This is a genomic window from Flavobacterium sp. PLA-DH12, assembly GCF_059511845.1.
The window spans coordinates 37921-63934 of the sequence record NZ_JCAMPD010000014.1 but is presented as its reverse complement, the minus strand read 5'-3'; the positions used below and the strand labels follow the sequence as shown (position 1 = coordinate 63934).

24 protein-coding genes are annotated in these 26014 nt (G+C 33.7%); 14 read left to right on the top strand and 10 right to left on the bottom strand.

Features of this window, described 5'->3' with window-relative positions; all coding sequences use genetic code 11:
- Nucleotides 1-304 precede the first annotated feature (304 nt).
- From clpP to AC5ZCW_RS21335, 4 genes are all read left to right on the top strand, one after another.
- Nucleotides 305-979, top strand: coding sequence for an ATP-dependent Clp endopeptidase proteolytic subunit ClpP (clpP, locus tag AC5ZCW_RS21350; RefSeq protein WP_201998525.1), 675 nt, complete (start codon nt 305-307; stop codon nt 977-979).
- 168 nt (nt 980-1147) lie between these two features.
- Entirely contained in the window at nt 1148-2380 is a 1233-nt protein-coding gene (clpX, locus tag AC5ZCW_RS21345; RefSeq protein WP_177210893.1) for an ATP-dependent Clp protease ATP-binding subunit ClpX, read from the top strand.
- A gap of 124 nt (nt 2381-2504) precedes the next feature.
- Nucleotides 2505-3155, top strand: a complete 651-nt coding sequence (locus AC5ZCW_RS21340) for a murein L,D-transpeptidase catalytic domain-containing protein (protein WP_496121634.1) — start codon at nt 2505-2507, stop codon at nt 3153-3155.
- A gap of 4 nt (nt 3156-3159) precedes the next feature.
- Entirely contained in the window at nt 3160-3288 is a 129-nt protein-coding gene (locus AC5ZCW_RS21335; protein ID WP_496121632.1) for a hypothetical protein, read from the top strand.
- A gap of 28 nt (nt 3289-3316) precedes the next feature.
- Here the strand turns inward: AC5ZCW_RS21335 and AC5ZCW_RS21330 are convergent, their stop codons facing one another.
- On the bottom strand, nt 3317-4282 hold the full coding sequence (locus AC5ZCW_RS21330) for a GlxA family transcriptional regulator (RefSeq protein ID WP_343543078.1): 966 nt from the start codon (nt 4280-4282) through the stop codon (nt 3317-3319).
- A gap of 141 nt (nt 4283-4423) precedes the next feature.
- Between AC5ZCW_RS21330 and AC5ZCW_RS21325 the strand changes: the two genes are divergently transcribed.
- From AC5ZCW_RS21325 to serB, 6 genes are all read left to right on the top strand, one after another.
- Nucleotides 4424-4834: a VOC family protein gene (locus AC5ZCW_RS21325; RefSeq protein WP_343543076.1), complete on the top strand. Its 411-nt coding sequence runs from the start codon at nt 4424-4426 to the stop codon at nt 4832-4834.
- A 36-nt stretch (nt 4835-4870) separates the two neighbouring features.
- Nucleotides 4871-5275 carry an SRPBCC family protein gene (locus tag AC5ZCW_RS21320; RefSeq protein ID WP_343543075.1) on the top strand — a complete coding sequence of 135 codons (405 nt, stop codon included), beginning with the start codon at nt 4871-4873 and terminating at the stop codon, nt 5273-5275.
- A 120-nt stretch (nt 5276-5395) separates the two neighbouring features.
- Nucleotides 5396-5806, top strand: a complete 411-nt coding sequence (locus tag AC5ZCW_RS21315; protein WP_177210886.1) for a VOC family protein — start codon at nt 5396-5398, stop codon at nt 5804-5806.
- A gap of 1 nt (nt 5807) precedes the next feature.
- Nucleotides 5808-6248, top strand: a complete 441-nt coding sequence (locus AC5ZCW_RS21310) for an SRPBCC family protein (protein ID WP_496121631.1) — start codon at nt 5808-5810, stop codon at nt 6246-6248.
- 57 nt (nt 6249-6305) lie between these two features.
- Nucleotides 6306-6743: a VOC family protein gene (locus tag AC5ZCW_RS21305; protein ID WP_343543072.1), complete on the top strand. Its 438-nt coding sequence runs from the start codon at nt 6306-6308 to the stop codon at nt 6741-6743.
- A 156-nt stretch (nt 6744-6899) separates the two neighbouring features.
- On the top strand, nt 6900-8129 hold the full coding sequence (gene serB, locus AC5ZCW_RS21300; RefSeq protein WP_343543071.1) for a phosphoserine phosphatase SerB: 1230 nt from the start codon (nt 6900-6902) through the stop codon (nt 8127-8129).
- Between the two features lie 419 nt (nt 8130-8548).
- On the opposite strand, the gene AC5ZCW_RS21295 is transcribed toward serB, so the two are convergent.
- Nucleotides 8549-8794 (bottom strand): redox-active disulfide protein 2, encoded by a 246-nt coding sequence (locus AC5ZCW_RS21295; protein WP_343543069.1) that lies wholly within the window; start codon nt 8792-8794, stop codon nt 8549-8551.
- 15 nt (nt 8795-8809) lie between these two features.
- Nucleotides 8810-10321, bottom strand: a complete 1512-nt coding sequence (locus tag AC5ZCW_RS21290) for a GH3 auxin-responsive promoter family protein (protein WP_281631194.1) — start codon at nt 10319-10321, stop codon at nt 8810-8812.
- A 241-nt stretch (nt 10322-10562) separates the two neighbouring features.
- On the opposite strand from AC5ZCW_RS21290, the gene AC5ZCW_RS21285 reads away from it, so the two are divergent.
- The gene (locus tag AC5ZCW_RS21285; protein WP_343543068.1) at nt 10563-11357 is read left to right on the top strand and encodes a DUF2797 domain-containing protein; all 795 of its coding nucleotides are present in this window, start codon (nt 10563-10565) and stop codon (nt 11355-11357) included.
- 255 nt (nt 11358-11612) lie between these two features.
- Nucleotides 11613-12695 carry a glycosyltransferase family 9 protein gene (locus AC5ZCW_RS21280; RefSeq protein ID WP_496121630.1) on the top strand — a complete coding sequence of 361 codons (1083 nt, stop codon included), beginning with the start codon at nt 11613-11615 and terminating at the stop codon, nt 12693-12695.
- A 132-nt stretch (nt 12696-12827) separates the two neighbouring features.
- Here AC5ZCW_RS21280 and AC5ZCW_RS21275 read toward each other — a convergent pair whose 3' ends face one another.
- From AC5ZCW_RS21275 to sppA, 3 genes are all read right to left on the bottom strand, one after another.
- Nucleotides 12828-15431, bottom strand: coding sequence for an AsmA-like C-terminal region-containing protein (locus AC5ZCW_RS21275; protein WP_343543066.1), 2604 nt, complete (start codon nt 15429-15431; stop codon nt 12828-12830).
- A 174-nt stretch (nt 15432-15605) separates the two neighbouring features.
- On the bottom strand, nt 15606-16553 hold the full coding sequence (locus AC5ZCW_RS21270) for an alpha/beta hydrolase family protein (RefSeq protein ID WP_496121628.1): 948 nt from the start codon (nt 16551-16553) through the stop codon (nt 15606-15608).
- A 12-nt stretch (nt 16554-16565) separates the two neighbouring features.
- Entirely contained in the window at nt 16566-18323 is a 1758-nt protein-coding gene (gene sppA, locus AC5ZCW_RS21265; RefSeq protein WP_343543062.1) for a signal peptide peptidase SppA, read from the bottom strand.
- Nucleotides 18324-18461: 138 nt separating this feature from the next.
- On the opposite strand from sppA, the gene folK reads away from it, so the two are divergent.
- Nucleotides 18462-19598: a 2-amino-4-hydroxy-6-hydroxymethyldihydropteridine diphosphokinase gene (gene folK / locus AC5ZCW_RS21260; RefSeq protein WP_496121626.1), complete on the top strand. Its 1137-nt coding sequence runs from the start codon at nt 18462-18464 to the stop codon at nt 19596-19598.
- Between the two features lie 3 nt (nt 19599-19601).
- Here the strand turns inward: folK and AC5ZCW_RS21255 are convergent, their stop codons facing one another.
- From AC5ZCW_RS21255 to AC5ZCW_RS21240, 4 genes are all read right to left on the bottom strand, one after another.
- Nucleotides 19602-19952: an MmcQ/YjbR family DNA-binding protein gene (locus AC5ZCW_RS21255; protein WP_343543059.1), complete on the bottom strand. Its 351-nt coding sequence runs from the start codon at nt 19950-19952 to the stop codon at nt 19602-19604.
- A gap of 1 nt (nt 19953) precedes the next feature.
- Entirely contained in the window at nt 19954-22143 is a 2190-nt protein-coding gene (locus tag AC5ZCW_RS21250; protein WP_496121625.1) for an Ig-like domain-containing protein, read from the bottom strand.
- 42 nt (nt 22144-22185) lie between these two features.
- On the bottom strand, nt 22186-22722 hold the full coding sequence (locus tag AC5ZCW_RS21245) for an RNA methyltransferase (RefSeq protein ID WP_343543057.1): 537 nt from the start codon (nt 22720-22722) through the stop codon (nt 22186-22188).
- Between the two features lie 75 nt (nt 22723-22797).
- Nucleotides 22798-23229, bottom strand: coding sequence for a DUF1573 domain-containing protein (locus AC5ZCW_RS21240; RefSeq protein WP_129748767.1), 432 nt, complete (start codon nt 23227-23229; stop codon nt 22798-22800).
- A 159-nt stretch (nt 23230-23388) separates the two neighbouring features.
- On the opposite strand from AC5ZCW_RS21240, the gene mutS reads away from it, so the two are divergent.
- Entirely contained in the window at nt 23389-25995 is a 2607-nt protein-coding gene (mutS, locus tag AC5ZCW_RS21235; protein ID WP_496121624.1) for a DNA mismatch repair protein MutS, read from the top strand.
- Nucleotides 25996-26014 lie beyond the last annotated feature (19 nt).

Sequence of the window (26014 nt, the reverse complement as noted above, 5' to 3'; positions counted from 1 at the left end):
AAAGTTGTAAAGTCAAAAGTTAAGAGATATACTTTTTAAAAATTAAGATTTTATTACAGAAACTGAAAGATAAAAATAATTATATTTGAACGTCAATGGAATTTTTGATTCTGTTGACGTTCTTTTTTTTGTTTCAAGTTTAAGGTTTCAGGTTTCATGTTTTCTTCAGTTAACTTGAAACCTTAAACTTGAAACAAAAGAAACGTTTCAGACAAATTGGCATCTCTTATAAAAAGGTATGAACTTTGTTTAATTCGTTTAAGTCACATGCTGACTTTAGACTTTTCAACTTTAAACTAAAAATATGAACTACGGTAAAGAATTCAAAAAATTTGCTACAAAGCACCAAGGAGTAAACGCAATGTATTACGATAAAATCGTAGCAGCGATGACACCAACAAACATGACTCCATATATTATCGAAGAGCGCCAATTGAATATTTCTCAATTAGACGTTTTCTCAAGATTAATGATGGACAGAATTATCTTTTTAGGAACAGGTATTGACGATCAGATTGCTAATATCGTTCAGGCTCAGTTGTTATTTTTAGAAAGCGCTGATGCTTCAAAAGATATTCAAATTTATTTAAACTCTCCAGGAGGAAGTGTTTATGCAGGTTTAGGAATTTACGATACTATGCAGTACATCAAACCTGATGTAGCAACAATCTGTACAGGAATGGCAGCTTCTATGGGAGCAGTTTTACTATGTGCAGGAGCTGCAGGAAAACGCTCTGCATTGCCTCACTCAAGAGTAATGATTCACCAGCCATCAGGAGGAGCACAAGGTGTTGCAACAGATATGGAAATCAACTTACGCGAGATGTTGAAATTAAAAGATGAATTGTATAACATCATTTCTCAACATTCAGGACAAACTTTTGACAAAGTGCACAAAGACAGTGAGCGTGATTACTGGATGAAAGCTGACGAGGCGAAAGAGTACGGAATGATTGACGAAGTGTTAAGAAGAGGATAATCTTTTAAGCTTCTAAGTTGCTAAGACACTAAGGTTCTAAGTGTTCTTTGTGATTTAAATTTTAAATAAAAAAATAAAAATATTAAGCTGTAAGGAGTTAAGTTTTAAAGTTTTAATTGAAAAGCTTAGAAACTTAGTATCTTTGCAGCTTAGTAACTTAAATAAAGAATGGCAAAAGTAGTATTAGAATGTTCGTTTTGTGGAAGAAAGAAGCCAGAAACTAATTTATTAATTGCAGGTATCAATGCACATATTTGTGATAAGTGTATTGAACAGGCACACGGAATTGTTTTAGAAGAATTAAAATCTAGCGGAAGCGCGAAACTAGTTGGTGACTTAATTTTAAAGAAACCAAAAGAAATTAGAGCTTTCCTAGATCAATATGTTATTGGTCAGGACCAGACAAAAAAAGTAATGTCGGTTGCGGTTTACAACCACTACAAGCGTTTAATGCAACAGCAATTAGACGATGAAGTAGAGATCGAAAAAAGTAACATTATCATGGTGGGTCAGACAGGAACAGGAAAAACATTAGTAGCAAAAACTATTGCTAAAATGTTAGATGTTCCATTGGCTATTGTTGATGCGACAGTATTAACAGAAGCTGGATATGTTGGAGAAGACGTTGAAAGTATTTTAACTCGTTTGCTTCAGGCTGCAGATTATGATGTAGCAAAAGCAGAAAGAGGAATAGTATTTATTGATGAGATTGATAAAATTGCCCGTAAGAGCGATAATCCATCAATTACTCGTGATGTTTCTGGAGAAGGTGTTCAGCAGGCATTATTGAAGTTATTGGAAGGAACAGTGGTAAACGTACCGCCAAAAGGTGGACGTAAACACCCAGACCAGAAATTTGTTGAGGTAAATACTCAAAATATCTTATTTATTGCTGGAGGTGCTTTTGATGGAGTAGAGCGTATTATTTCAAAACGTCTAAACCGTCAGGCAGTTGGTTACTCAACTTCTAAAAATGTAGATAATATAGATAAAGATAATTTATTGCAATATATCATTCCAAAAGACATTAAAGACTTTGGTTTGATTCCTGAGATTATTGGACGTTTACCAGTTTTAACGCACATGGATCCTTTGGATAAAGCAACGCTTCGTGCAATTTTGACACAGCCTAAAAATGCGTTGATCAAACAATATCAGAAATTATTCTTAATGGATGATGTTGAGTTTACAATTACCGATGAAGCTTTAGATTTTATTGTAGATAAAGCTTTAGAGTACAAATTGGGTGCGCGTGGTTTACGTTCTTTATGTGAAGCTATCTTAACAGATGCCATGTACGAACTGCCAACATCTGACGATATCAGTTTGACAATCGACAAAGAATATGCAGAACATACGTTAAGTAAAAACTTATTGAAGCGTATGGAGATTGCTTCTTAACTTTAAAAATAGCTTTTAAACTTTGATAAAGTTCAATTATAGAACCTGCTCATTTATCTGAGCAGGTTTTTTTATACACTTTTTTAACCTTATTTTCGTTTGTGCTTTTGAGTAAATATTTGATATGAAGAAAACGCTTTTTATAATTTGTCTGGCTTTTGTTTTTTCTTGCAGTAGAGAAAGTAAAAAAATAGTTGTTTCTGAAAATAAGCATAAAAATGAAGTGGCTTCATTAGAAAAACCTCGTGTTGAAGTTGATTACAGCAATTATTATAAAGAAGCAGCATACTATTGTAAAGTCAATAATTTAAATCAAGATAAATTTATTTTGATTGACCTCGGATTGCATTCTGGTTATAAACGATTTTTTGTTTACGATTTTGAAAAGAAAGAAGTTTCGAAATCATATATGGTGAGTCATGGTTGCGGAGATAATCAATGGGGAGGAACTTATTCTAAAGATAACGCAAAGACGAGTAACGAATTTGATTCGCATTGTTCTTCGGTTGGAAAATATGTTGTTTTGGATCGTGGTGTAAGTCAGTGGGGAATAAAGGTAAATTATATTTTGCAAGGAAAAGAAAAAAGCAATTTTAATGCACGAAAACGTGCCATTGTTTTGCATTCTTGGGAAGAGGTGTCAGATAATGAAGTTTATCCAAAAGGAACACCAGAGGGTTGGGGTTGTCCTGCAGTTTCAAACGAGAGCATGAGAGAAATCGATGAACTTTTGAAAGCCAATAAAAAAGTACTCCTTTGGATTGTTAGGTCTTAGAGTAATGCTGAAAAACAAAAGTTCTATTTTAGCCCTGATCGAAACGGCATCTCCCGATTTAGAAAAACAAGGCTTTTTAGCCGTAGTTTTTGTTTATCCGGAATACAGTGTAGAGCAGGACAAAACGTTCTGATGAAAATGAATTGATCTGCTTCTAAAAATTACTGCACTCTAAATTTTTCTCGATATTCAATTGGTTTCATGCCGACCATTTTATAAAACACTTTTCTAAAAGCTTTTGGGTCATTATAGCCGGTTTTTTCTATAATTTCTGAAATTGAAAGCTGCGTTTGTTCTAGGTATTTCTTCGAACTTTCGACTCTAATATTTTGCAAATATTCGATAGGAGGAATTCCTGTCACTTGTTTGAAACGACGTGTCATGTTTCGAGCACTTGTTGGGATATCTTTTGTGATCTCTTCCAGTTTTTCGATAGAATGATACTGATTTTCTATTTTTTGCTGCAATAGAGCAACTAAAGAATCATTGTGTAAATGATTGGGTCTGAAGGTGCTGAAATAACTTTGTTTGTATCGGTTCAAATCGATTGAGAATATTTTAGCAATTTTGACCGCCATTTCGTTACCGCAGAATTTCTGAACCAAAAGAATCAATAGATGGAAGGTTGAAGTCGATCCTCCACTGGTATATAAACTTCCGTCAGCAGTCAAAGTTTCCTCAGGTTTTAATTTTACCATCGGAAAAGCTTTGGTAAAGGCGCTGCAAGCGTCAACATGTGTTGTGGCTAACTTTTCGTTCAATAAACCAGAAGCGGCAAACAAAAAAGCTCCTGTGCAAAAACTGGCTAATTCAGCTCCAGCCTTATGCTGTTTTTGAAGCCACGGAATAAAGCTTTTATTCTTTTTAATCATCTCGCTCATATTATCTGTTGTAAAAGCGGGAATTAAAATTAAGTCTAGAATAACTTCTGAAGTTTCAATAGCGTTGCTTTTATATCCAAACAAATTTCCCTGATCGTTTTGTTCTTGCGATTGAAAAATCATGATTTCAAATGGTTTTTCAGTTTCAGGAGTAAGTTTATTAGCAGTTTCGAATACCTCTAATATGGCTGCGATGCTTAGTAATTTATAATCGTGAGGTATGATTAATCCTAGTTTCGTGCTCATGATATTTTGGTTTTTTGGAATTTCAGTAAGATGCAAAAATAAGCAAATTGTCTCAAATGCCCCTAAAAATGACTTTTATTGGTATTTTTAAGTAATCTTAAAAAATTAAATTTGTTTTAATTAATTCGTAATTTTATAAAGATGAAAACAAAAATCTTCTTAAATCTTGCTGTAAAAGATTTAAACAGGGCAGTGTCTTTTTACAATGGACTTGGTTTTTCGACCAATCCAAAATTCTCAAATGAAAAAGGAGCTTGTTTGGTTATTGATGAAAATATATTTGTGATGATTTTGGTAGAAGAGTTTTATCAAACCTTTACCAAAAAACAAATTTGTGATTCAACAACAACTAGTGAAGCTCTTATTGCTATTTCTGTAGACACTAGAGAGCAGGTTGATGAAATGATGGACAAAGCGATTAAATCGGGTGGAACAGATTATAATCAGACAAATGATTATGGTTGGATGTATCAAAGAACTTTTCTAGATGTAGATGGACATCACTGGGAAGTTTTCTTTATGGATGAAAGTCAGATTCCAGAGAACATGTAGTAATTAAGTAAGAACAAATCAAACAAAAAATAAAAAATGATAACAATAAAGAACACCGTTAATGCATCTCTTGATAAAGTTTGGAATTTTTGGAATACTCCAGAACATATTACAAAATGGAGCTTTGCTTCTCCTGATTGGCACACGCCTTATGCAGAAGCAGATTTGAGAGAAGGAGGAAAATTTAAATCGACTATGGCTGCAAAAGACGGAAGCATGAGTTTTGATTTTGGAGGTGAATTTACTTTAGTAAAGCCAAACGAAGCGTTATCTTATGTTTTGGGAGACGGAAGAAAGGTTGAAATCACTTTTACAGAAACGGCAGATGGTGTTGAAATTGTTGAAAGTTTTGACCCAGAAACACAAAATCCAGAAGAAATGCAGCGTGCTGGCTGGCAGGCGATTTTGGATAATTTTAAAAGTTACGTTGAAGCTAATTAATTTTAGGTTCATAGGCTCAAAGTAACAAAGGTTCAAAGATTACAAACTTAAAATTAACTTACATCACTTATATGGTTTAAAAAAGAAATAAATATCTAACCCAACAAAAAAAAACAAAAAATGACAAAACAAATATGGTTGAATCTTCCTGTAAAGGATGTGGCAAAAGCGAAAGATTTTTTCTGGAAAATAGGTTTTTCGTTTAATGAACAGCATGATACGCCAAGTTCGACGTGCATGGTTGTAGGTGAAGGACATTTTGTGATAATGCTTTTTGAAGAAATGCTTTTTTCAAGTTTTTCTAAAAACAGCGTTACAGATACGAATTCAAGCTCTGAAGTCTTGATTTCTATCGACGCAGAAAGCAGAGAAGAAGTTGATGAATTAGCCGAAAAAGTCAAAGAAGCTGGAGGAAACGTTTTTGCTCCTCCTGCCGAAAGTCAGGGCTGGATGTACGGCTGCGGTTTTACCGATTTGGACGGTCATCGTTGGAATGTTTTATTTATGGATTTTAGTAAATTACCAGATTAAGATGGAAAAATTAGTGTTTAATGTTGAGATAAAGGCTTCTAAAGAAAAGATCTGGAAAGTCTTATGGGACGATGAAACGTACAGAAAATGGACAAGCGTTTTTGCCGAAGGAAGTTATGCCGAATCGACTTGGAATGAAGGGGACAAAATTTATTTTTTAGGACCTGGCGGAGCAGATGGAATGAATAGTTTGATTGAAACTAAAATTCCGAATGAATATATGGCTTTTAAGCATCTTGGCGAAATCAAAGATCGTAAAGAAGTGCCACCAAATGCGGAAACTGAAAAATGGAGCGGTGCAATGGAAACTTACAAATTAACTCAAAAAGGAGATGTTGTAAATCTTCATGTTGAAGTAGATGTAATTGAAAAACATATTGATTATTTCAAAGATGCGTTCCCTAAAGCGGTGGAATTGATTAAAGAATTGTCTGAAAAGTAAATGAGAAGAAAAACAGATAATTAATAATTTATAATTAACAATTAAAAAAATAATATCATGGCAACAGCAGTAAATCCATATTTAATGTTTAACGGAACTTGCGAAGCAGCATTTCTGTTTTACAAATCAGTTTTTGGCGGAGATTTTCCGTATATCGGAAAATTTAAAGATGCTCCAGCGGAAGAAGGCGAAGTGCTTTCTGAAGAAGCTTTAAATCGAATCATGCATGTATCTCTTCCAATCGGAAGTAGTATTTTAATGGGAAGCGACACCCACCCACGATACGGAGATGTCGGTTTTGGAGATAACTTTTCTGTTTCTGTTAATGCAGAAAGCAGAGAAGATGCAGATAAAATCTTTAACGGACTTTCAGCTGGAGGAAAAGTAGAAATGCCATTGAATGACACTTTCTGGGGATCTTACTTTGGAATGTTTAAAGATAAATTCGGCATCAATTGGATGGTGAGTTTTGATAAAAATGAACCAATGAAATAATGTAAAAGTTACGTTATTTTAATAGTAGAGCATAATTGTTAAATTACTCTGAAAAGCACATGAAAATGTGCTTTTTCGTTTTAAAAAAACAAGGATTATTCTTTTTTATCAACGAGAGATTGCCGATTTTTGTCGCTTCAAAATCAAGAAAGAAAAATGGCAGCAGAAGACAAAGAAATAATTTTATTAAAAGTTTCTGGACACGATAAAATTGGAGTTACAGCAGGATTAACAGCTGTATTGGCAGCATACGACGCCAATATTTTAGATATCGGGCAGGCAGATATTCATGATACGCTTTCTTTAGGAATTTTGTTCGAAATTGCTGCAGGTTCTTCTTCGGCACCCGTTTTAAAAGATCTTTTGTTCAAAGCATATGAATTGGAAATTAAAGTAAAATTTATTCCGATTTCTATCGAAGATTATGAAACTTGGGTAAAATCACAATCAAAACAGCGTTACATCATCAATATTTTGGGAGAGACACTGGCGGCTTCACAACTATCTGCAGTTACACAAATATTGTCAGATCAAAATTTAAATATTGACTCTATTATCCGATTAACAGGAAGAACTTCTGTTGTAGAAAAGGAAGAATATCCGCGTTCTTGTATTCAATTATCTGTTACAGGCGAAATTGTCAACAAGATCATCATGACGGCAAGTTTTATGGAAATTTCCAGAACGCTAAACGTTGATATCTCTTTCCAAGAAGATAATATTTATAGAAGAAACCGCCGTTTGGTTTGCTTCGATATGGATTCGACTTTAATTCAAACCGAAGTAATCGATGAGCTTGCTGAATTGAATGGAGTTGGAGATCAAGTGCGAGCTATTACAGAATCGGCTATGAACGGTGAAATTGATTTCAACGAAAGCTTCAAAAAGCGCATGGCTCTTCTAGAAGGTTTAAGTGAAGAAGTTTTGCAAAATGTTGCTATCAATTTGCCGATTACACAAGGAGCCCATCGTTTGATGAAAGCCTTAAAATACTACGGCTATAAAACCGCAATTCTTTCTGGAGGATTTACTTATTTTGGAGAATATCTTCAAAAAGAATTAGGAATAGACTACGTTCACGCCAATCAATTAGAAATAAAAGATGGTAAGCTGACAGGTAAATATTTAGGTGACATTGTAGATGGTCAGAAAAAAGCAGAATTATTAAAAGCAATTGCAGAAAAAGAAGGAATTCATATTAATCAGACAATCGCGGTGGGAGATGGAGCAAACGATTTGCCAATGCTAAACTTAGCTGGTCTAGGGATTGCTTTCCATGCCAAACCAAAAGTTAAAGAAAGTGCTTCAACTTCAATTTCAAGTTTAGGTCTTGATGGTGTTTTGTATCTTTTAGGATATCACGATAGATATATTGATATGATGTAAAGTCTAGTTTGTCATTTCGATCATAGGTAGAAAGCACACTAGAAATTCGACAATCAAAATAAAAAAAAACAAACCTCAGTCTTTTAAAATAAAAGGTTGAGGTTTTTTATATGGGCATGTCCCTACGGGTCGGGCTATCCGTTCCAATCTTTTGTGGTGAACCCCACCACAAAAGGATTTCCACTTCTATCCCTCATGCGGGTTTAGTGGAATCATTAGTTTTGAAGTTGTAAGTAAGATTTGCATTTGAATTGCCTCTAGCTTTAGCTGGAGGAATAAAGGATGAAGATTAAAATTGGCTTTAGCTAAATTAACGGGTACGATAATTCGGCTAAAGCCAATAAATATTTAGAGACTCATTTAACCACTAACTAAAGTTAGTTGCAATTCAAGAATAATGTTTCTAAGAATTTTTGTAATTACTGATTTCTAGATTCCAACTCCTTCTTCATCTCTTTCAGATTTTTGAGATTTAGAAAAAGAATAGGCAATAACGCAACAGGAATAATATTCATAGCGCTAAATCCTTTCATAAAAACAATGAATGTGTTAAGAATGAATAACATAAAAAGAACAACGCAAAAAATAGTATTCACTGTTTTTAATGTCTTCTGATTTTTAATCAGTTCTTCGTTGCTCATTTCGCTAAATTTTGTGTCTTTCATTTTTATAAGTTGTTATTAGCACATTTCTTTCAATTGCTCCAAATAATCTCTCTGATTCGAAAGCCTCGGAATCTTATGCTGGCCTCCTAATTTGTCTCTTTCTTTCAGCCAATCATAAAATAAATTCTCTCGAGCAACATTAATCACCAAAGGATTTAAAGTCATATTATTGTAGCGTTTAGCTTCGTAATCTGAATTTAGAGTTTGAAGAGTTTCATCCAGCACTTTTTGGAAAAGGCCAACATCAGCGGGATGCTTCTTAAATTCAATCATCCATTCGTGAGCACCTTTTTCTTTATCATGCATAAAAATAGGAGCAACCGTATAATCGATAACTTCAGTTTGTGTTACTTGACAAGCTTTTGCAATAGCCTGATCGGTATTTTCTACCATTAATTCTTCGCCAAAAACATTGATATGATGTTTGGTTCTTCCCGTTACTCTAATTCTGTATGGATTTAAAGAAGTAAAACGAACCGTGTCGCCAATTAAATAACGCCACAAACCAGAATTTGTAGTGATAACAATAGCGTAATTTTTATTCAATTCAACATCGGCCAAGCGAACTACTTTTTGGTTTGGAGATCCAAAAGTGTCCATCGGAATAAATTCGTAGAAAATTCCGTAATCCAGCATTAATAATAAGTCGCTTGAATTATTCAAATCCTGAATTGCAAAAAAGCCTTCAGAAGCATTGTATATTTCGTAATATCTAAAATCCTTGCTTGGCAAAAGTTTTTTATACTGTTCTCTATAAGGAGAAAAACTTACGCCTCCGTGAAAGTAAACTTCCAGATTTGGCCAAAGTTCCAGTAGACTCTGTTTTCCTGTATTTTCAAGGACTTTATTCATTAAAACCAGCATCCAAGAAGGAACTCCTGCAAAACTGGTTACGTTTTCGTTTTTAGTTTCATTGATAATAGCGGCAATTTTCGTTTCCCATTCGCTCATTAGAGAAGTTTTGCTGCTTGGCGTACTGCTGAATTCAGCCCAAATAGGCATGTTTTCAATTAAAATAGCCGATAAATCTCCAAAGAAAGTATTATTGTTTTCGTAAATCTGAGAACTTCCTCCTAAACGAAGGCTTTTTCCTAGAAACAATTCAGAATCTTCATTATTATTTAGATAAAGACACAAAAGATCTTTACTGCCTTTGTAATGGCAATCCTCCAAAGCCTCATTACTTACAGGAATAAATTTACTTTTTGCATTTGTAGTACCGCTCGATTTGGCAAACCATTTAATAGGGCTTTCCCAAAAAACATTTTGTTCTCCCAAACGGGTACGTTCAATAAGTGGCTGTAATTCCTCGTAAGTTGCAATCGGAACTCTTTCAGCAAAGGTTTGATAGGAACTAATGGTAGAAAATTCATATTTTTTTCCAATAACCGTATTTTCAGATGCCGTCAATAAGTTATGCAATAATTCTTCCTGAACTTCATTTGGGTATTTTAAAAAAAGCTCGATTTGGTGAATCCTTTGTTTGAGGACCCAAGATGCAAACGAATTGATAATAGATAAAGGCATGAATCTGTTTTTTAGTTAACTAATTTTAGATTTTAAATCTTACAATCTGTGCAAAACAAAAAACTTAAAATTTGAATATCGATAGACAAATAGTAACTTTGTCTTCATATCAAAAATAATATTTTTTTGTAATAAACAATTCAATTTACGGTAAAGATTCTACCAAAAAAGTCGAATTTAACACAAAAAACTTTAAATCTTTTGAGAAGTTTAAATCAGCAATTATAAATAAAAAATTCAAATGCAATATCAAGGCGTACTGACAAAAATGCAAACCGAACTTGGGAGTCCAATTCAATATTATTTGGTTTTCGAGGATAGTTTCTTAAACATGAATCAATTATTAGATAAAGAAATTGAAATCAATTTTGTGGGTTGCCAATGTTTGAATTGCGGTAAAAAGAAAAAAATATACCGACAAGGTTTTTGTTATGAATGTTTTTATTCAAGTCCAGCTGTTGGAGATTGGATTATGAGGCCAGAATTGAGTACGGCACATTTGGGAATTGCAGACAGGGATTTAGAATATGAATCTAAAGTTCAGTTACAACCGCATATTGTATATTTGGCTTCGGCATGCGAGATAAAAGTAGGTGTTACTCGTAAAACTCAAGTTCCAACCAGATGGATCGATCAAGGCGCTTCTCAAGCGATTGCCATTGTTGAGGTTCCAAACCGTTATTTGGCAGGAATTACAGAGGTAGCATTAAAAGATCATTATACAGACAAAACCAATTGGAGAAAAATGCTTCAGAACTCTGTTGAGACTTTTGATCTGATTGCAGAGAAAGCCAAAATCGAAAGTTTAATTCCTGCAGAAGTCAAAGACTATTTTTACGCTCAAAAAAATGATGTTTACGAACTTCAATATCCAGTGTTAAGTTATCCTGCAAAAGTAAATAGTTTGAACTTGGATAAATCTCCTTCGTTCACTGGAAAATTGACAGGAATTAAAGGTCAGTATCTATTATTTGAAAACGGAACAGTTTTTAATGTACGTGGTTCCGAAGGTTATGTCGTCACAATAAACGTCTAGGTTTATCGGGAAGTTGTCGATGTTTTTTAGCTAACTGTCTATAAATTTGTTGATTACGTAATAATTTATTGTAAATTTATATCGCTTCCAAAAGCAAAAAATGTGAATATTGATACATTTCGTTACAATTTTGTAACAAATGCTTATTGGAAGAATTTATTTTTAGAAGATAAAAGAAATTAGATTTGAGACCTGCTCTTAATGCTAGTTTTCTAAAATTAAATTGAGATTTATAATCCGTAAATTATTCCATAAATGAGTGTTTTAAACAAAATAAACGTACACAGGCGCAGCATAATGCGGAACCTAACTAAGAATGTTGGAAAAGCAAATATGCAGGACGATTTTATTTTAGTCGATAAGAACGAAATCAAAAAAGTTCTTATTTGCAGACCAAATGGAAGGTTAGGAAATCTTTTACTGATTACACCACTTGTTCAGGAAGTGTCGGAAATGTTTCCAAATTGTACAATTGATTTATTTGTAAAAGGCACATTGGCTCCAATTATTTTTGAAAAATACGATGTTGTTGATAAAATAATTCATTTGCCTAAAAAACCATTTAAAAGTTTAGTGGAATACTCAAAGGTTTGGATTTCGTTAAAAAAAGCACATTACGATTTAGCAATCAATGTTGATCAAAATTCTTCTTCGGGCCGATTAGCGGTTCAGTTTTCAAATGCCAAATACAAGTTTTTCGGAGATTCTGAAGAGGAATTAACAGAGCAGAAAAGCGATTTTGAACACATTGCAAAATACCCAGTTTATAATTTTAGAAATTATTTGTCAAAACTGAGATTACCAACAAACAGCAATAAAATAATTGCTCCTTTGGATCTTAAATTAACAATTTCTGAAATCACTGAAGGCAAAAAAATATTGAACGAACTTACTGATAATAACAAAAAAACGATTTGCATTTTTACCTACGCAACAGGAGCAAAATGTCTTTCAGAAGAGTGGTGGGAAAAGTTTTATTCAATGCTTACCGGAGAATATAAAGATTATAATATTATTGAAATTCTGCCTGTAGAAAATGTATCTCAAATTGGTTTTAAAGCACCAACATTTTATAGTAAAGACATAAGAGAAATAGGGGCTGTTATTACAAATGCTGATTTGTTTATTGGTGCCGACAGCGGAATTATGCATTTATCAAGCGCTGTACATACACCAACCATCGGGCTGTTTTCTGTTTCAAATTTGAAAAAATACGAGCCTTATGATAATTGCAGCATTGGTCTAGATGTTAATCTGTACACGAAAAAGGAATATATAAAAACAATAAATTCTATTTTGAATAACGGTCGATTAAGTAGCTATTCAAAAGCAATATAAAAACAAAAAATCCTGTTCATTCGAACAGGATTTTTTGTTTTTTAAGGAGCTAAGCTTCTTAGGTGCTGAGGTTCTAAGTTTTTCTAAAGAAAAAAACTTAGAACCTTAGAGGCTTAGCATCTCAGTACCTTTTTATGGATTCTTTTTCTTAAACAATCCGTTCAATAAATCACTAGCTTTTTTAGTTACTTCTTGAGTTTTCTGCTCTTTTTCAGTTTTAGCAGCCTGAGTTGTATCTTTAGCTTTAGTGTTTTTGTTGATCAAATCGGTAAGTGCTGAGGTTCCTTTTTGAGTCAGTTTTTCTTTCTGCTGATTTACCAATTGTGTTGTCAAATTGCTCACAGCAGTTTTCATATCGGTACTGATTTTAGGATTTGAGAAATTACCTGTCAAAGAAGCATTGATTGGAATATTATCTAGTTTTGCAGCATCTGCAGGAGACATTTTTGCAATTAAGTTGTTAGCTTCGGTTCCCAAATATTTAGCAGGAACATCAAATTTTAGAGTATAATTCATAGTTTGATCGAAACCATGAGTTCCTCCAACCGTTACTTTAATATCTTGGTATTTAATGTCAAAAGGTTTAACATTTACTTTTCCATTGTCAAAAGTTAAAGCAGCTTTAATGTCATTCAGATTCACTTTATTTAAATCAAGAAACTTTACATTAGAACTTAATGCAGTAAGTAAAGTAGAGTTACTCGAGTTTACTGTAGTAGACAGTAATTGACCAATTAAATCTCCTGAAATTGATTTAAGATCTGGAGTAAATTCTTTTGCATCCAAATTACCATTCAGTTTGATTGTTGAATTCAGTTTCCCGTTAATGATTCCAGCAATAGGCGCAATTTTTTTCATCATATCCAACTGCGTAAATGTCTGTGCAATATCAACTTGATTAAAACCTAAATTCATATCAAAAGTTGGCACTTTTTCTTTTGTAGAAACTGCTCCGTTAAGACCAATTGATCCTCCGAAAATATTTGTTTTAAAGTTTTCAAGAGTTGCTTTTTCGTCTTTAATAAGCAGTCTTCCAGAAACATCTTTTAGTTTTAAATTATCATATAAAACCGTTGTTGCTTTTGCATTTAATGTACAATTCAAGAAAGCAGGAATCTTCATTGCATCGGCTGGTTTTGCAGGAGTTTTTGTTTCTTCTTTTGCAGATTCGCCAGCAGTCATAAAATCATCAACAGCCAATTGGTTTGAACTCATATTGAAGTTTCCTTTTAGTTCTTGTTTCTTAAACATAAAACCATAGAAATTCTCTAAAACACCGTTAATGCTGATATCACTTTTACCAGTCGTAGCATCAAATTGTTTTAAGTTAATTTTGCTCGGATTAAATTCAACCATCGCTGTGCTAATGTTCATCGATTTGTTGTTTTCGTCAGTATATTTAAATCCTGACAAGCTCATCGTACCAGCATTTTTGATGTTTTGATATTGGCTTTTTTCTACAGAAGCCATGTCAAAATTGGTAGTAACATCAGCTTTTAAAATACCAGCCAAAGGTTTATCCATTTTAATTGGATATGCTTTTGAAAGATTAGCCAAGTTGATCGTTCCTTTTAAAGCCGCATCGATAATAGGATTTACCGTTATGTTTTTAATATTCGCTTTAGCGTTAAAAACATCCTGATCGATTCTAAAAGATAACTTATCTAGGTTGACATAAGTATCATTTAAAATTCCAGTTTCGTTAATGATTTTTGTATCAATTACAATATTTTGAACCGATTTTGGTAGATTCGGATATTGGAAAGAAGCATTATTGGACGCAATTTCAACATTAAATTTCGGAACGGTTGTATCTGTAAGTTCTCCTTTTGCAAAACCGTTTACAGTAAAATCTCCAGTAGTTTTTACACCATCTAAACCTGCGGCATAAGCCGAAGGAATTAAACCTAAGAAATTGGTAAAAGAAGAAGTAGGAGTTTTAAACTTTAAATCGTAAATCTGCGCTTTCTCTGCCATTTGAATGAATCCATCAAATTCTAAAGGCAACTGATTGATTAAAGCTTTGTTTTCTTTAAAAGTATATTTGCTTTTTTCTAAATCAATTCCAAGAACAGCGTCTAAAGTTAGTTTTACATTTTTCATGTAATTTATTTTATCCATGTCCAATGAAACTTTTGCAGTAGATTTTGTAGTTAAATCTAGTTTAGAATTGGTAAAATCTCCAGTTCCTTCGTGATTTAAACTGTCAATTACCATTTTAATTTTAGAACCTTGATCGATGTATCTAAAAGTAAAATTTTCGATTTTATAGTTTTGAATTTTTAATGCAAGTGGTTTGCTTGCTTCGTCTTTCTTCTCTTCTTTTTTGTCTTTTAGAGCAATATCGAAGTTTCCAACACCATCTTTATTAAAAATAATGTTTACTAATCCGTTGGTAGAACTAATTCCCTGAATGCTTAAAGGCTCTTCTTTTCCTTTGAAAAGTTCTTTAATGCTCATTTTTAAATTCAATTCTCCAAGAGAAACCAAAGTGTCGCCTTCAAAAGGAGCTTTGTTAATGATAACTAATTTCTCGATTCCAACTGTAGCGTTTGGAAAATTTTTAAATAAACTTAAATCGGCATCAGTAAAACTTACTTTGGCATCAACACTTTCGTTGATAGCTTCGACGATTTTTGACTTGATCTGGTCTTTAAACAAAAATGGAATGGCAAATAATGCAGCAACAAATACCACAAGAACTATGGCACTTATTTTTAAAACTTTTTTTAGCATATAAATAGATTTGAGGGTTTACATCTTAAAATCGACTCCTGCAAAAATAGCTTTTTTTACTAGAGTTTGAAGATAAAGTTTTCTTAATTTTGTAAGAAATTTATTAAAATTGTTAAATAAAAAAAATCCGTTGAGAACTATTTTCAAAACGGATTTTTTAGGGTGTTTATTTTATTATTTCTGAATAAATGAAACTATTTTTTCAACCAGGATTTCAGAAATAGGAAGTGTTTCATTATTGTAACTGGCCAAATTATCTTCCTGGTTGCCGTCAATAATCTTCATAATATGATTCATCTTATCAATAATCTGTAAATCTGCATTTTTGTTGGCTTGCTTTAAATTTTCGGCATCTTTTACAGCAATCTGAATGTCATTATTTCCCTGTACTATTAAAACAGGAATTGTAAGTTTTTGTATTTCCGTCTGAGGATTGTATTTGAACCAAGAAATCAGATAAGGTTGAATGCTGGGTCTAAAAAGAGAATTCAGCATCGGATCGACTTTTTTTACCTCAAATCCGTTTTTTAAACTATCAATAATAGGGAAGGTCAAGTCATTAAGTGGTTTCATTGACTTGGCACCAATTTGAGTTTTTAAAATCTGATCTGCCGGTTCGCCTGCGCCTGCGATCGAAATAAATTTGTCTGCTTTTCCACTGGCAACCATGCCGATTAAAGAACCTTCGCTGTGACCGATTATAATTATTTTAGAAAAACGTTTATCCTGTTTTAAATAATTAATCCAGCTTTTTGCATCTTGAATGTAGTTTTCAAAAACAAGACTACTTTCAGATCCACCGGCAGCTTTACTTTCTCCGATTGCTCTTTTGTCGTATCGTAATGACGCAATTCCGTTTTTTGCCAAAGCTTCTGCCAGCATTTTTAAAGAATTGTTTTTCATCATTGGATTATTTCCGTTTCGGTCAGTTGGGCCAGAACCGGCAATGATTAAAGCAACTGGAAATTTTTTGGTCAAATCTGGCGTCGTCAGTGTACCAAAAATCTGATCGTTATTTATTTTTAATATAGCTGGTGTTTCCTTAAACGTGATTTCTTTTTGGGTTTGAGCATTTAAGAAACTCCAAAACAAAACCGTTAGAAAAAGAATTACTTTATTCATCTTTTAACTCAATTAATAAATATTGATTCCGTAAGGCAAAATTGCTTGTACTCCTTTTTGTTTTTGAAATTTCTTTACCTGTTCAATAAGAAGATAGTTTTCTTCTCCTATTTCTTCTTTAATGAAAGCTTCTTTCGATTTTGCAAAAGGAAGATTGCCCAATAGATCGTTTAACGTTTTCTCGTATTCAGGATAATTCTGAGTGCTGTATTTTTTTAATTTAGCGATTTTGGCAGCTTCAGCAATTGCATCATTTAGTCCTCCAATTTTATCCACTAAGCCAATTTTTAAAGCTTCAGTTCCAGACCAAACCCTTCCTTGAGCAATAGAATCTACTTGAGCAAAAGTCATTTTACGGCCTTCAGCAACATGTTTTACAAAAGTGTTATAGATTTTTTCAACGCCTTCTAAGGTAAAAGCCTTAAATTTCTCATCAACTGGTAAAAACGGACTGTAATTTGCAGAATTCTCATGTGTTTTAACCTGCTCAGAATTAATTCCTAATTTATTAGCCAAAGGGCTGAAATTTGGCAGCATTCCGAAAACTCCAATAGATCCTGTAATTGTATTGTTTTCAGCAAATATTTTATTAGCGTTGCAAGCAATATAATAACCGCCAGAAGCAGCATAATTACCCATCGAAACTATAACAGGCTTAACTTTTTTTGTAATTTCGATTTCTCTCCAAATTAAATCAGAAGTTAGAGCGCTTCCACCAGGACTGTCAATTCTAAGAACAATTGCTTTAACATCGTCATTTTTTCTCGCTTCTTGCAAAGAGCGTCTCATTGAGCCTTCGCCAATAGTATTTACATCTCCTTCGCCGCTTCCGATTTCGCCTTGAGCATAAATAATAGCAATCTGATCTGATGCTGTATTTGCTAATGCTGTTGTTAAGTGATTTTGAGTATAATCTGAGATCGAAATTTTATTGTAATCCTCGTCTTTGTCTACTTTCAGGGCTTTTCTAATAGCATCATGATAAACATCTTCATAAGCAATAATATCAACCAAATGCTGTTGTTTCGCCATTTCTGGAGTTCTTGCCAAAAGTCCGTTTGCAATTTCGTTTAATTTAGGCAACGGAATATTTCTGCTTTTTGAAATATCAGCAGAAACGGTAGACCAAATAGAATTTAAAAGTGCAGTGATTTGTTCTCTATTGGCATCGCTCATTTTGTTTTCTAAGAAAGGCTCAACGGCACTTTTATATTTTCCGTGACGAATGACTTCCATGTGAATTCCTGATTTATCCTGAAAATCTTTAAAAAACATAATTTCAGAAGAAAGACCTTTAAAATCAAGATCTCCCGCTGGATTTATATAAATAGTGTTGGCAATAGAATTTAAATAATATTCTTTTTGCGAATAAGTATTAGCATAAGCCCAAACAAACTTCCCTGATTTTTTAAAACTTTCTAATGCATTTCTTAAGTCTTTGTATTGTGCAAGACCAAGGGAAGATTCATCGTTTAAAATCGAAATACCTTTAATATTGTCGTCTGTTTTTGCAGCTTCAATTGCATTGATAACATCGGTCAAGCCAATGCCTTTTTTGTCCGAAAAGACAGTTACCCAAGGATCTTTATATTTTCCTGCGTAATCGTTTTTAATTTCTTTTAGATTGAATTCAATAACAGAATCTGACTTGACAGAAACGGAGTCGTCTCCACCAAAAATGGCTCCAATAAAGATCACTCCAAAAAAGAAGAGCATAATAAATACAAAAATGCCAATAACTGTGGCAATTACATTTCCTAAAAACTTCATATGTATATTTTTTTAATAAGTAGCGAAAAAGAGTAAAATGTTACAAATTAGACTTCTAAATTATGAATAAGATTTGAGACGTCGTTTCACAAATATATTGGTTAATTCTAAAATAGTTTTAGTTAATTTGCATTAATTATGAAATTACAGCATCAAGTCGTTTTATCGATAGGCAGCAACCAAGGCAGCAGACTAGAAAACATTCAAAAATGTATTGATTTAATACACGAAAATGTTGGGACTGTTATTCAGGTTTCAAAGCTTTATGAGACTCCTGCATGGGGTTTTGAGAGTGATGCTTTTTATAATTGTGCGCTGTTGCTTCACACCAATTCATCGGCCCAAAAAATACTCAATCAAGTTTTAAAAGTTGAAAAAGAACTTGGAAGAATTCGGTTGAACCAAGAAGGTTACCAATCAAGAATTATAGATGTTGATTTAATCGCTTTTGATAATGAAATAATTGATACGGAAAAACTTCAGGTTCCGCATCCGTTAATGCAGAATAGAAATTTCGTTTTGCTGCCAATGCAGGACTTAATGCTAAATTGGAAACACCCGATTTTACAGAAAACAATTTCTGAACTGATCGCGGTTACGCCAGATGAGAGTGTATGCACGGTTGTTCAGGATTTGAAAAGCCCAATTAGTGAAATTCCAATCAATCAATTCAATTATGTTGCTTTTGAGGGAAATATTGGAGCAGGAAAAACGACTTTGGTGCACAAAATTGCAGAAGATTTTAACGGAAAAACAGTTTTAGAAAGATTTGCTGATAATCCGTTTTTGCCAAAGTTTTATAAAGATCAGAACCGATATGCTTTTCCTTTAGAAATGTCTTTTCTGGCTGATCGTTATCAGCAATTAGCAGATGATTTGGCACAGTTTGATTTGTTTAAAGATTTTATAGTTGCAGATTATCATATTTTTAAATCATTGATTTTTGCGAAGATAACGCTTGCTGAAGATGAATATCGTTTGTATAGAAACTTATTCGATATCATTTACAAAGAAATGCCAAAACCAGATTTGTATATTTATTTGTATCAAAACACCGATCGTCTTTTGCAAAACATCAAAAAACGCGGACGGGTTTATGAACAGAATATTGAAGCTGCGTATTTAGAAAAAATCAATAACGGTTACTTGGAATATATAAAATCCCAAACTGATTTGAATGTTTTAATCATTGATATTTCAGATCGTGATTTTGTGAAAAAACACGAAGACTACCTTTATATATTAAATGAAATAAAAAAGAAAACGGCTTCTTAAACTTTAGATTATTCCGAGCTGTTTTTTAAGTTTTGCTGATAGTTTTTCCTGAACAAGACGATAAGACTGCTGAATGTACGTTTCCCACTCTGATTTTTTCATTCGAGTAATATCATCAATTAAAACCCATTTGTATTTAGCCACATAGGGCGCTGGTTTAAATCCAGGTTTATTGCTTATTTCTTCAAATTCTTCATCTGAAACTTTAAATGAAGCCGATGTGGGATTTTGGTCAAGTCCAATAACACAATACATTTTTGAGCCTACTGAGAATACAAGGTCGTGTTCCCATTTTATATCTTCAGTTGTGCCAGTTAGTTTTTGACAGATTTCTCGAATGGTTTCTATATTCATATTATCTTTTTAATGTAAAATGTCCTCTTAAAACTGGCATTGAATCGTCGACTTTTAGAGCATACCAATAATCAGATGCAGGAAGCGGAACTTGATTTAAAGTGCCATCCCAGCTCATTTTGAAACGGCTTAACTGCGCGACTAATTTTCCGTATCGATCAAAAATCGTAACTACAGCCTGAGGATAATTTTCCATTCCAGTTACTTCCCAGATATCATTGTAGGTGTCATTATTTGGCGTAAAGAACGGAGGGAAAACAAGTACTACAAATTGTTTTTCAGTTTCGCCGCATCCACTTTTTTCTCGTGCATAAGCAGTTTGTAATCCGCCAGGTACATCGTAAAAAATAGTTGAATCTTGATAATTAATACCATCAACAGAATACTCAAAATAATCTTCTTCTTTTACAGGGTAAATGATGGCTCTTGTTCCTTCAACATCCACACGGGCAATTTGAGGGACCATATGTTCTTCAACCGTAATTGTTTTTGTATTCGAACAGCCTTCAGGACTGGTTACAAGTACGGTGTATTTGCCTCCTTTGCTAACGGTAATTTGTTGAGTAGTTTCATTCGCATTTGACCATGAATAACTCATTCCAGAAATTCCTGCATCTAACGTTATAGATTGAAACTGGCATAAAGTCAAAGTCTCATCTGTAACAACTGGAGGTGTATATATTACAATGTTTACTGGAGTTCTGGTCGTATTTATGCATCCATTATTTGATGCCTCGGCATAGTAAGTTGTATTGGAAGAAATTGTTGGAGTTGTAAAAGTTGTTCCTTGAAAAACACTTGTTCCGTTAGTTGGCGAAGTAAACCAGTTTATAATTCCAATATTTGAAGTTGCTTTAATCGTTACAGTTCCTGGTCCACAGTTCTTATAGGTATCTTGTTCTGCAATTGGATCTGCAGGAGTTACATATACATTTGCTTTTACTGATTTGCGATTGGATTCGCAACCAGCATCAACAAAATAAGTTGTAGTTGCAGTTATTGTTGGGGTAGTGTAAGTTGGTCCAGTTGCTAATAAATTCCCTCCAACAAGAGCATCAAACCATCTAATTGTTGCTCCAGCAGTTGCAGTTGCATTAAAGGTAAAACTTCCAAAATCACAAACTGGGGTTGGGTCAATAGCTGGAGTTGCCATAGGAATTGTGATTTTGGTACTAGCAGCAATTTCTAATGGAGCCTCACCTGGCATTCCTCCGTATTCGACAATATATCCTTTTGGCTGATAAGCATCTCCAGGTGTAAGTGATCCTGAATTTGATAAATCATTCCAAGAGCCTCTTATTCCTACACCGGGTTGTGTGATGTGCGCATAGTCTTCATCGCCTTGCTGGTTGGGTTCGCCAGTGTTCCAAAAAGCATAATTTGGTGTTGAGCCATTTGCATTTCCGTTCCAAAAAATAGTTCCGGTTTCTGGGCCCGTAACCCATTTCCAAATCCCCTCTGTCTCGGCATCACTTCCTCCAATCCATCCAGTTCCAGAAGCTTGCTCGCCAATTAATTTGGCTTCATCAGCAGATAAGATAGTAGCTAAATAACCTTGAAGACCATAGTAAGTGCTTGAAGCAGCTAAATCTCGCGCTCTTGTCCAAGTCACTCCTATATTGGGAATAAAGAGATAATAATGACCAGTAGAGGGTAAATAATTAGCTTGTCCAATTGTAATGGAAAATGTTCTTGTTCCACTAGCTGTTGCAGAAGAATTAGTGAATACAACATCTTTCACTGCTGAGACAAAATCGTCATAAGGAATTTCGGAAGCAGTTGTTCCAGACAACCTTAGTTTTCCAGAAGTAGCGTCCCAACTGGTTACAATATTGGGATGAAAGCTCGGATTTGTTAGTTCTAATCGATCAAAACCATTTGAATAACCAGACGAAATCTGGATGTAAAGCACTTGTGTTCCGTTTTCGGCACTATCATGATCAATGCTAAAGTCGGTTACAATGTTAATTGATGTCTGCGGGCAATAAAATTGGTCTCCCTGCGCAATAAGCTTAGGAGGATCGATTACAAAACTACTTTTCTCTTGTTTTTTTATTTTTGATTTTACGTTAGATTTTGAGAAGTACGCATTTTTTTTGTTAAAAGTTTTTATATTTTCACTCGCATTAGAAAAATTAAAACTTAAAACAGAAAATAAAAAGAAAAAGGTTGCTAATTTGATATTCTTCATTCGCTAAAAATATCAATTAATTAAGAATAAAAAAATAAATTTTTATTCTGGCCAGTTTATTTTTTGAAACAAGTCCCAAACCACAATTCCGGCACTTACAGAAATATTTAGAGAGTGTTTTGTTCCAAGCTGTGGAATTTCAATACATCCGTCACAGATTGCAACAGCTTCTTGCGATACACCAAATACTTCATTACCAAAAACCAAAGCATATTTCTGCTTCTTTTCAATTTTAAAATCTTGAAGAAAAATCGCACTTTCAACTTGCTCAATAGCCATAGTCAAAACATTTTCTTTTTTTAGATTTTCGATAACTTCTAAAATATTTTCATGATGTTCCCAAGCAACAGTTTCAGTTGCGCCAAGAGCCGTTTTATGAATTTCTTTATTTGGAGGGGTTGCAGTAATACCGCAAAGAATTATTTTTTCAATCAAAAATGCATCAGCTGTTCTAAAAACAGAACCAATATTATGCAGACTTCTAATATCATCTAAAACTAATATTAAAGGTGTTTTTTCAGATTTTTTAAAATCTTCAATTGATTTGCGTTCCAGTTCGCTATTTTCGAGTTTTCTCATTGTTTTTAAATTCTAGTCATAAAAAAAGCTTCCAAAGATAAGGAAGCTTTTTGATTATTTTAAATGTTTCTCAGATTAGCTTTTTACTGGATCTGGTAAAACAGTACCTTTAATAGTAAGGATTTTTGTTGGTTGTCCTTCAGCGTTAGAAGTTACAGTTACAGTTTTTGTAAAAGCACCAACTCTGTCAGTAGCATATTTTACACCAATAACACCTTTAGCGCCTGGAGCGATTGGTTCTTTTGGAGTAGTTGGAACTGTACATCCGCAAGATCCTTGAGTGTTTGTAATGATTAATGGTTTTGTACCATTGTTAACAAAAACGAACTCACGTTTTCCATCTGCATTGTGAGCGATAGTTCCGTAATCGATAGTTTCAGTTTCGAAAAGCATTCCTGCTCCTTCAACTTTTGCAACTTTAGCAGCTTTAGCTTTTTTAGTTGTTTGTGCATTAGTAACTGTGATACCAGCAACAGCTAACATAGCGAATAAAATTATTTTTTTCATCTTTAAGGGTCTTTTTTTAAATGATAAACAAAGCTATATAAAAAACTTAAACCGCAACCTAAAAATGTCTTAAAAATATTTTAATTTTTGAAGCTTTCGATTTGCCACCAAAAAATCATAAATTCGCTGTCTTAATTTTTTCATTTAAAATATAATAATTTGGCAGCTAAAGAGAAAGTGGTGAAAGAAACACCTTTAATGAAACAGTACAACGAAATCAAGGCTAAATATCCTGATGCATGTCTGCTTTTCAGAGTAGGAGATTTTTATGAAACCTTTGGAGAAGACGCCATTAGAGCTTCTAAAATTTTAGGGATAACCTTAACTAAAAGAGGAGCAGGTTCTGATACTGAAACAGCATTGGCTGGGTTTCCGCATCATTCTGTAAATACTTATTTGCCAAAATTGGTAAAAGCTGGACTTCGTGTTGCAATTTGCGATCAGTTGGAAGATCCAAAAATGACAAAGACCATTGTAAAAAGAGGAGTGACAGAACTTGTAACTCCGGGAGTTTCTCTGAATGATGAGGTTTTACAGTCAAAATCGAATAACTTCTTAGCATCTGTTTATTTTGCTAATAAAAATATCGGAATTTCATTTTTAGATGTTTCGACAGGAGAGTTTTTAACAGCTCAAGGGAATGCAGAATATATTGATAAATTATTGCAGAACTTTAATCCAAGTGAGGTTTTGGTTCCAAAAAATAATAAGAATGATTTTAAAACTGCTTTTGGAGAAGATTTTCATAGTTTCTATCTAGAAGATTGGATTTATAAAGAAGATTATGCTTTAGAAACCTTAACAAAGCATTTTCAGACGAATTCCTTAAAAGGATTTGGAGTTGAAGAATTGAAAGAAGGAATTATTGCTTCTGGTGCCATTTTGTATTATCTGTCGGAAACACAGCATAATCGTGTGCAGCATATTACAGCAATTCAGCGTATTGCTGAAGATGCTTACGTTTGGATGGATCGCTTTACGATTAGAAACTTAGAATTATATCACAGTTATAATCCAAACGCAGTTACGCTTTTGGATGTTATTGATAAAACACTTTCTCCAATGGGGGGACGTTTGCTTAAGCGGTGGCTGGCTTTGCCATTGAAAGATGCTAACAAGGTAAAAGGTAGGCATGAAGTTGTAGCTTATTTAAAGTCAAATCCTGAAATCCTTCATAATATCCAATATCAAATCAAACAGATTTCAGATTTAGAACGTTTAATTTCTAAAATTGCTGCGGGAAAAGTTTCTCCTCGTGAAATCGTGTATTTAAAGGAATCTTTGGATGCGATTATTCCAATTAAAACTCTTGCGCTAGAAAGTCCGCAGGAAGCTGTGAAGGTTATTGGGGATAGTTTGCATGCTTGCGATTTGCTTCGTGAAAAAATTAAAACTACACTAAATCAAGATGCTCCAGTTGCCATTTCGAAAGGAAATGCTATTGCGAGCGGAATAAATGAAGAGCTGGATGAACTTCGTGCGATTTCGACTTCGGGAAAAGAGTTTTTAGAAGGAATTGAAAAAAGAGAATCTGAAAGAACTGGAATTTCGTCATTGAAAATTTCTTTTAATAATGTTTTCGGATATTATATAGAAGTTAGAAACACGCATAAAGATAAAGTCCCAGAAGAATGGATTCGTAAACAGACTTTGGTAAATGCGGAACGTTATATTACCGAAGAATTAAAAGAATACGAAACTAAGATCTTAGGGGCTGAAGAAAAAATCTATAAAATCGAAAGCGAACTTTTTGAGCAATTGGTAGCTTGGATTTCTACTTATATCAAACCAGTTCAAATGAACGCGTATTTGGTTGCGCAATTGGATTGTTTGTGTTCGTTTACGCAAATGGCTGTCGAAAATCAATATGTGCAACCTGAAATCGATGATACATTCGAATTGGATATCAAAAACGGAAGACACCCTGTAATTGAAAAACAATTGCCAGTTGGTACGCCGTATATTGCCAATGATGTTTTCTTAGACAGAGAAACGCAGCAGATTATTATGATTACCGGACCTAATATGTCGGGTAAGTCGGCGATTTTGAGACAAACGGCTTTGATTGTGCTTTTGGCTCAAATGGGAAGTTTTGTTCCTGCTGATAATGTTAGAATGGGAATCGTAGATAAGATTTTTACCAGAGTAGGAGCTTCAGATAATATTTCGATGGGAGAATCTACTTTTATGGTAGAAATGAATGAAACGGCTTCTATTTTGAATAATCTATCAGATAGAAGTTTGGTGTTGTTGGATGAGATTGGAAGAGGAACAAGTACTTATGACGGAATCTCGATTGCTTGGGCAATTGCTGAATTTTTGCACGAACATCCAGGAAGAGCAAAAACGCTTTTTGCAACGCATTATCATGAGCTGAATGAAATGACAGAATCGATGCCGAGAATCCAGAATTTCAATGTGGCTGTAAAAGAATTAAAAGATACCGTTCTTTTTGTTAGAAAGCTTGTAAAAGGAGGAAGTGCTCATAGTTTTGGAATTCACGTGGCAAAAATGGCTGGAATGCCTCAATTGGTTATTTCGAAAGCGCAAAAGCTGTTAAAGAAATTAGAAAAGAATCATTCAAGCGATGCTTTAAACGGAATAAAATCGGCAAATGAAGAAATGCAGATGAGTTTCTTTAATTTAGATGATCCTTTGTTGGAAGAGATAAAAGAAGAAATTTTAAATCTCGATATTAATGCAATTACACCAGTAGAAGCGTTAATGAAACTGAATGAGATTAAAAGAATGCTGGTTAAAAAATAAAATTTAAAAATTTTTCAAA

What these genes read in the sequence shown, in the direction of transcription:
- clpX (WP_177210893.1), top strand. Translation starts at nt 1,148, where the DNA reads ATGGCAAAAGTAGTATTAGAATGTTCGTTTTGTGGAAGAAAGAAGCCA.
- AC5ZCW_RS21340 (WP_496121634.1), top strand. Translation starts at nt 2,505, where the DNA reads ATGAAGAAAACGCTTTTTATAATTTGTCTGGCTTTTGTTTTTTCTTGC.
- AC5ZCW_RS21325 (WP_343543076.1), top strand. Translation starts at nt 4,424, where the DNA reads ATGAAAACAAAAATCTTCTTAAATCTTGCTGTAAAAGATTTAAACAGG.
- AC5ZCW_RS21285 (WP_343543068.1), top strand. Translation starts at nt 10,563, where the DNA reads ATGCAATATCAAGGCGTACTGACAAAAATGCAAACCGAACTTGGGAGT.
- AC5ZCW_RS21250 (WP_496121625.1), bottom strand. Translation starts at nt 22,143, where the DNA reads ATGAAGAATATCAAATTAGCAACCTTTTTCTTTTTATTTTCTGTTTTA.
- AC5ZCW_RS21320 (WP_343543075.1), top strand. Translation starts at nt 4,871, where the DNA reads ATGATAACAATAAAGAACACCGTTAATGCATCTCTTGATAAAGTTTGG.
- AC5ZCW_RS21280 (WP_496121630.1), top strand. Translation starts at nt 11,613, where the DNA reads ATGAGTGTTTTAAACAAAATAAACGTACACAGGCGCAGCATAATGCGG.
- AC5ZCW_RS21245 (WP_343543057.1), bottom strand. Translation starts at nt 22,722, where the DNA reads ATGAGAAAACTCGAAAATAGCGAACTGGAACGCAAATCAATTGAAGAT.
- AC5ZCW_RS21255 (WP_343543059.1), bottom strand. Translation starts at nt 19,952, where the DNA reads ATGAATATAGAAACCATTCGAGAAATCTGTCAAAAACTAACTGGCACA.
- serB (WP_343543071.1), top strand. Translation starts at nt 6,900, where the DNA reads ATGGCAGCAGAAGACAAAGAAATAATTTTATTAAAAGTTTCTGGACAC.
- AC5ZCW_RS21310 (WP_496121631.1), top strand. Translation starts at nt 5,808, where the DNA reads ATGGAAAAATTAGTGTTTAATGTTGAGATAAAGGCTTCTAAAGAAAAG.
- AC5ZCW_RS21240 (WP_129748767.1), bottom strand. Translation starts at nt 23,229, where the DNA reads ATGAAAAAAATAATTTTATTCGCTATGTTAGCTGTTGCTGGTATCACA.
- AC5ZCW_RS21290 (WP_281631194.1), bottom strand. Translation starts at nt 10,321, where the DNA reads ATGCCTTTATCTATTATCAATTCGTTTGCATCTTGGGTCCTCAAACAA.
- folK (WP_496121626.1), top strand. Translation starts at nt 18,462, where the DNA reads ATGAAATTACAGCATCAAGTCGTTTTATCGATAGGCAGCAACCAAGGC.
- AC5ZCW_RS21275 (WP_343543066.1), bottom strand. Translation starts at nt 15,431, where the DNA reads ATGCTAAAAAAAGTTTTAAAAATAAGTGCCATAGTTCTTGTGGTATTT.
- AC5ZCW_RS21295 (WP_343543069.1), bottom strand. Translation starts at nt 8,794, where the DNA reads ATGAAAGACACAAAATTTAGCGAAATGAGCAACGAAGAACTGATTAAA.
- AC5ZCW_RS21305 (WP_343543072.1), top strand. Translation starts at nt 6,306, where the DNA reads ATGGCAACAGCAGTAAATCCATATTTAATGTTTAACGGAACTTGCGAA.
- sppA (WP_343543062.1), bottom strand. Translation starts at nt 18,323, where the DNA reads ATGAAGTTTTTAGGAAATGTAATTGCCACAGTTATTGGCATTTTTGTA.
- AC5ZCW_RS21315 (WP_177210886.1), top strand. Translation starts at nt 5,396, where the DNA reads ATGACAAAACAAATATGGTTGAATCTTCCTGTAAAGGATGTGGCAAAA.
- AC5ZCW_RS21270 (WP_496121628.1), bottom strand. Translation starts at nt 16,553, where the DNA reads ATGAATAAAGTAATTCTTTTTCTAACGGTTTTGTTTTGGAGTTTCTTA.
- clpP (WP_201998525.1), top strand. Translation starts at nt 305, where the DNA reads ATGAACTACGGTAAAGAATTCAAAAAATTTGCTACAAAGCACCAAGGA.
- AC5ZCW_RS21335 (WP_496121632.1), top strand. Translation starts at nt 3,160, where the DNA reads ATGCTGAAAAACAAAAGTTCTATTTTAGCCCTGATCGAAACGGCATCT.
- AC5ZCW_RS21330 (WP_343543078.1), bottom strand. Translation starts at nt 4,282, where the DNA reads ATGAGCACGAAACTAGGATTAATCATACCTCACGATTATAAATTACTA.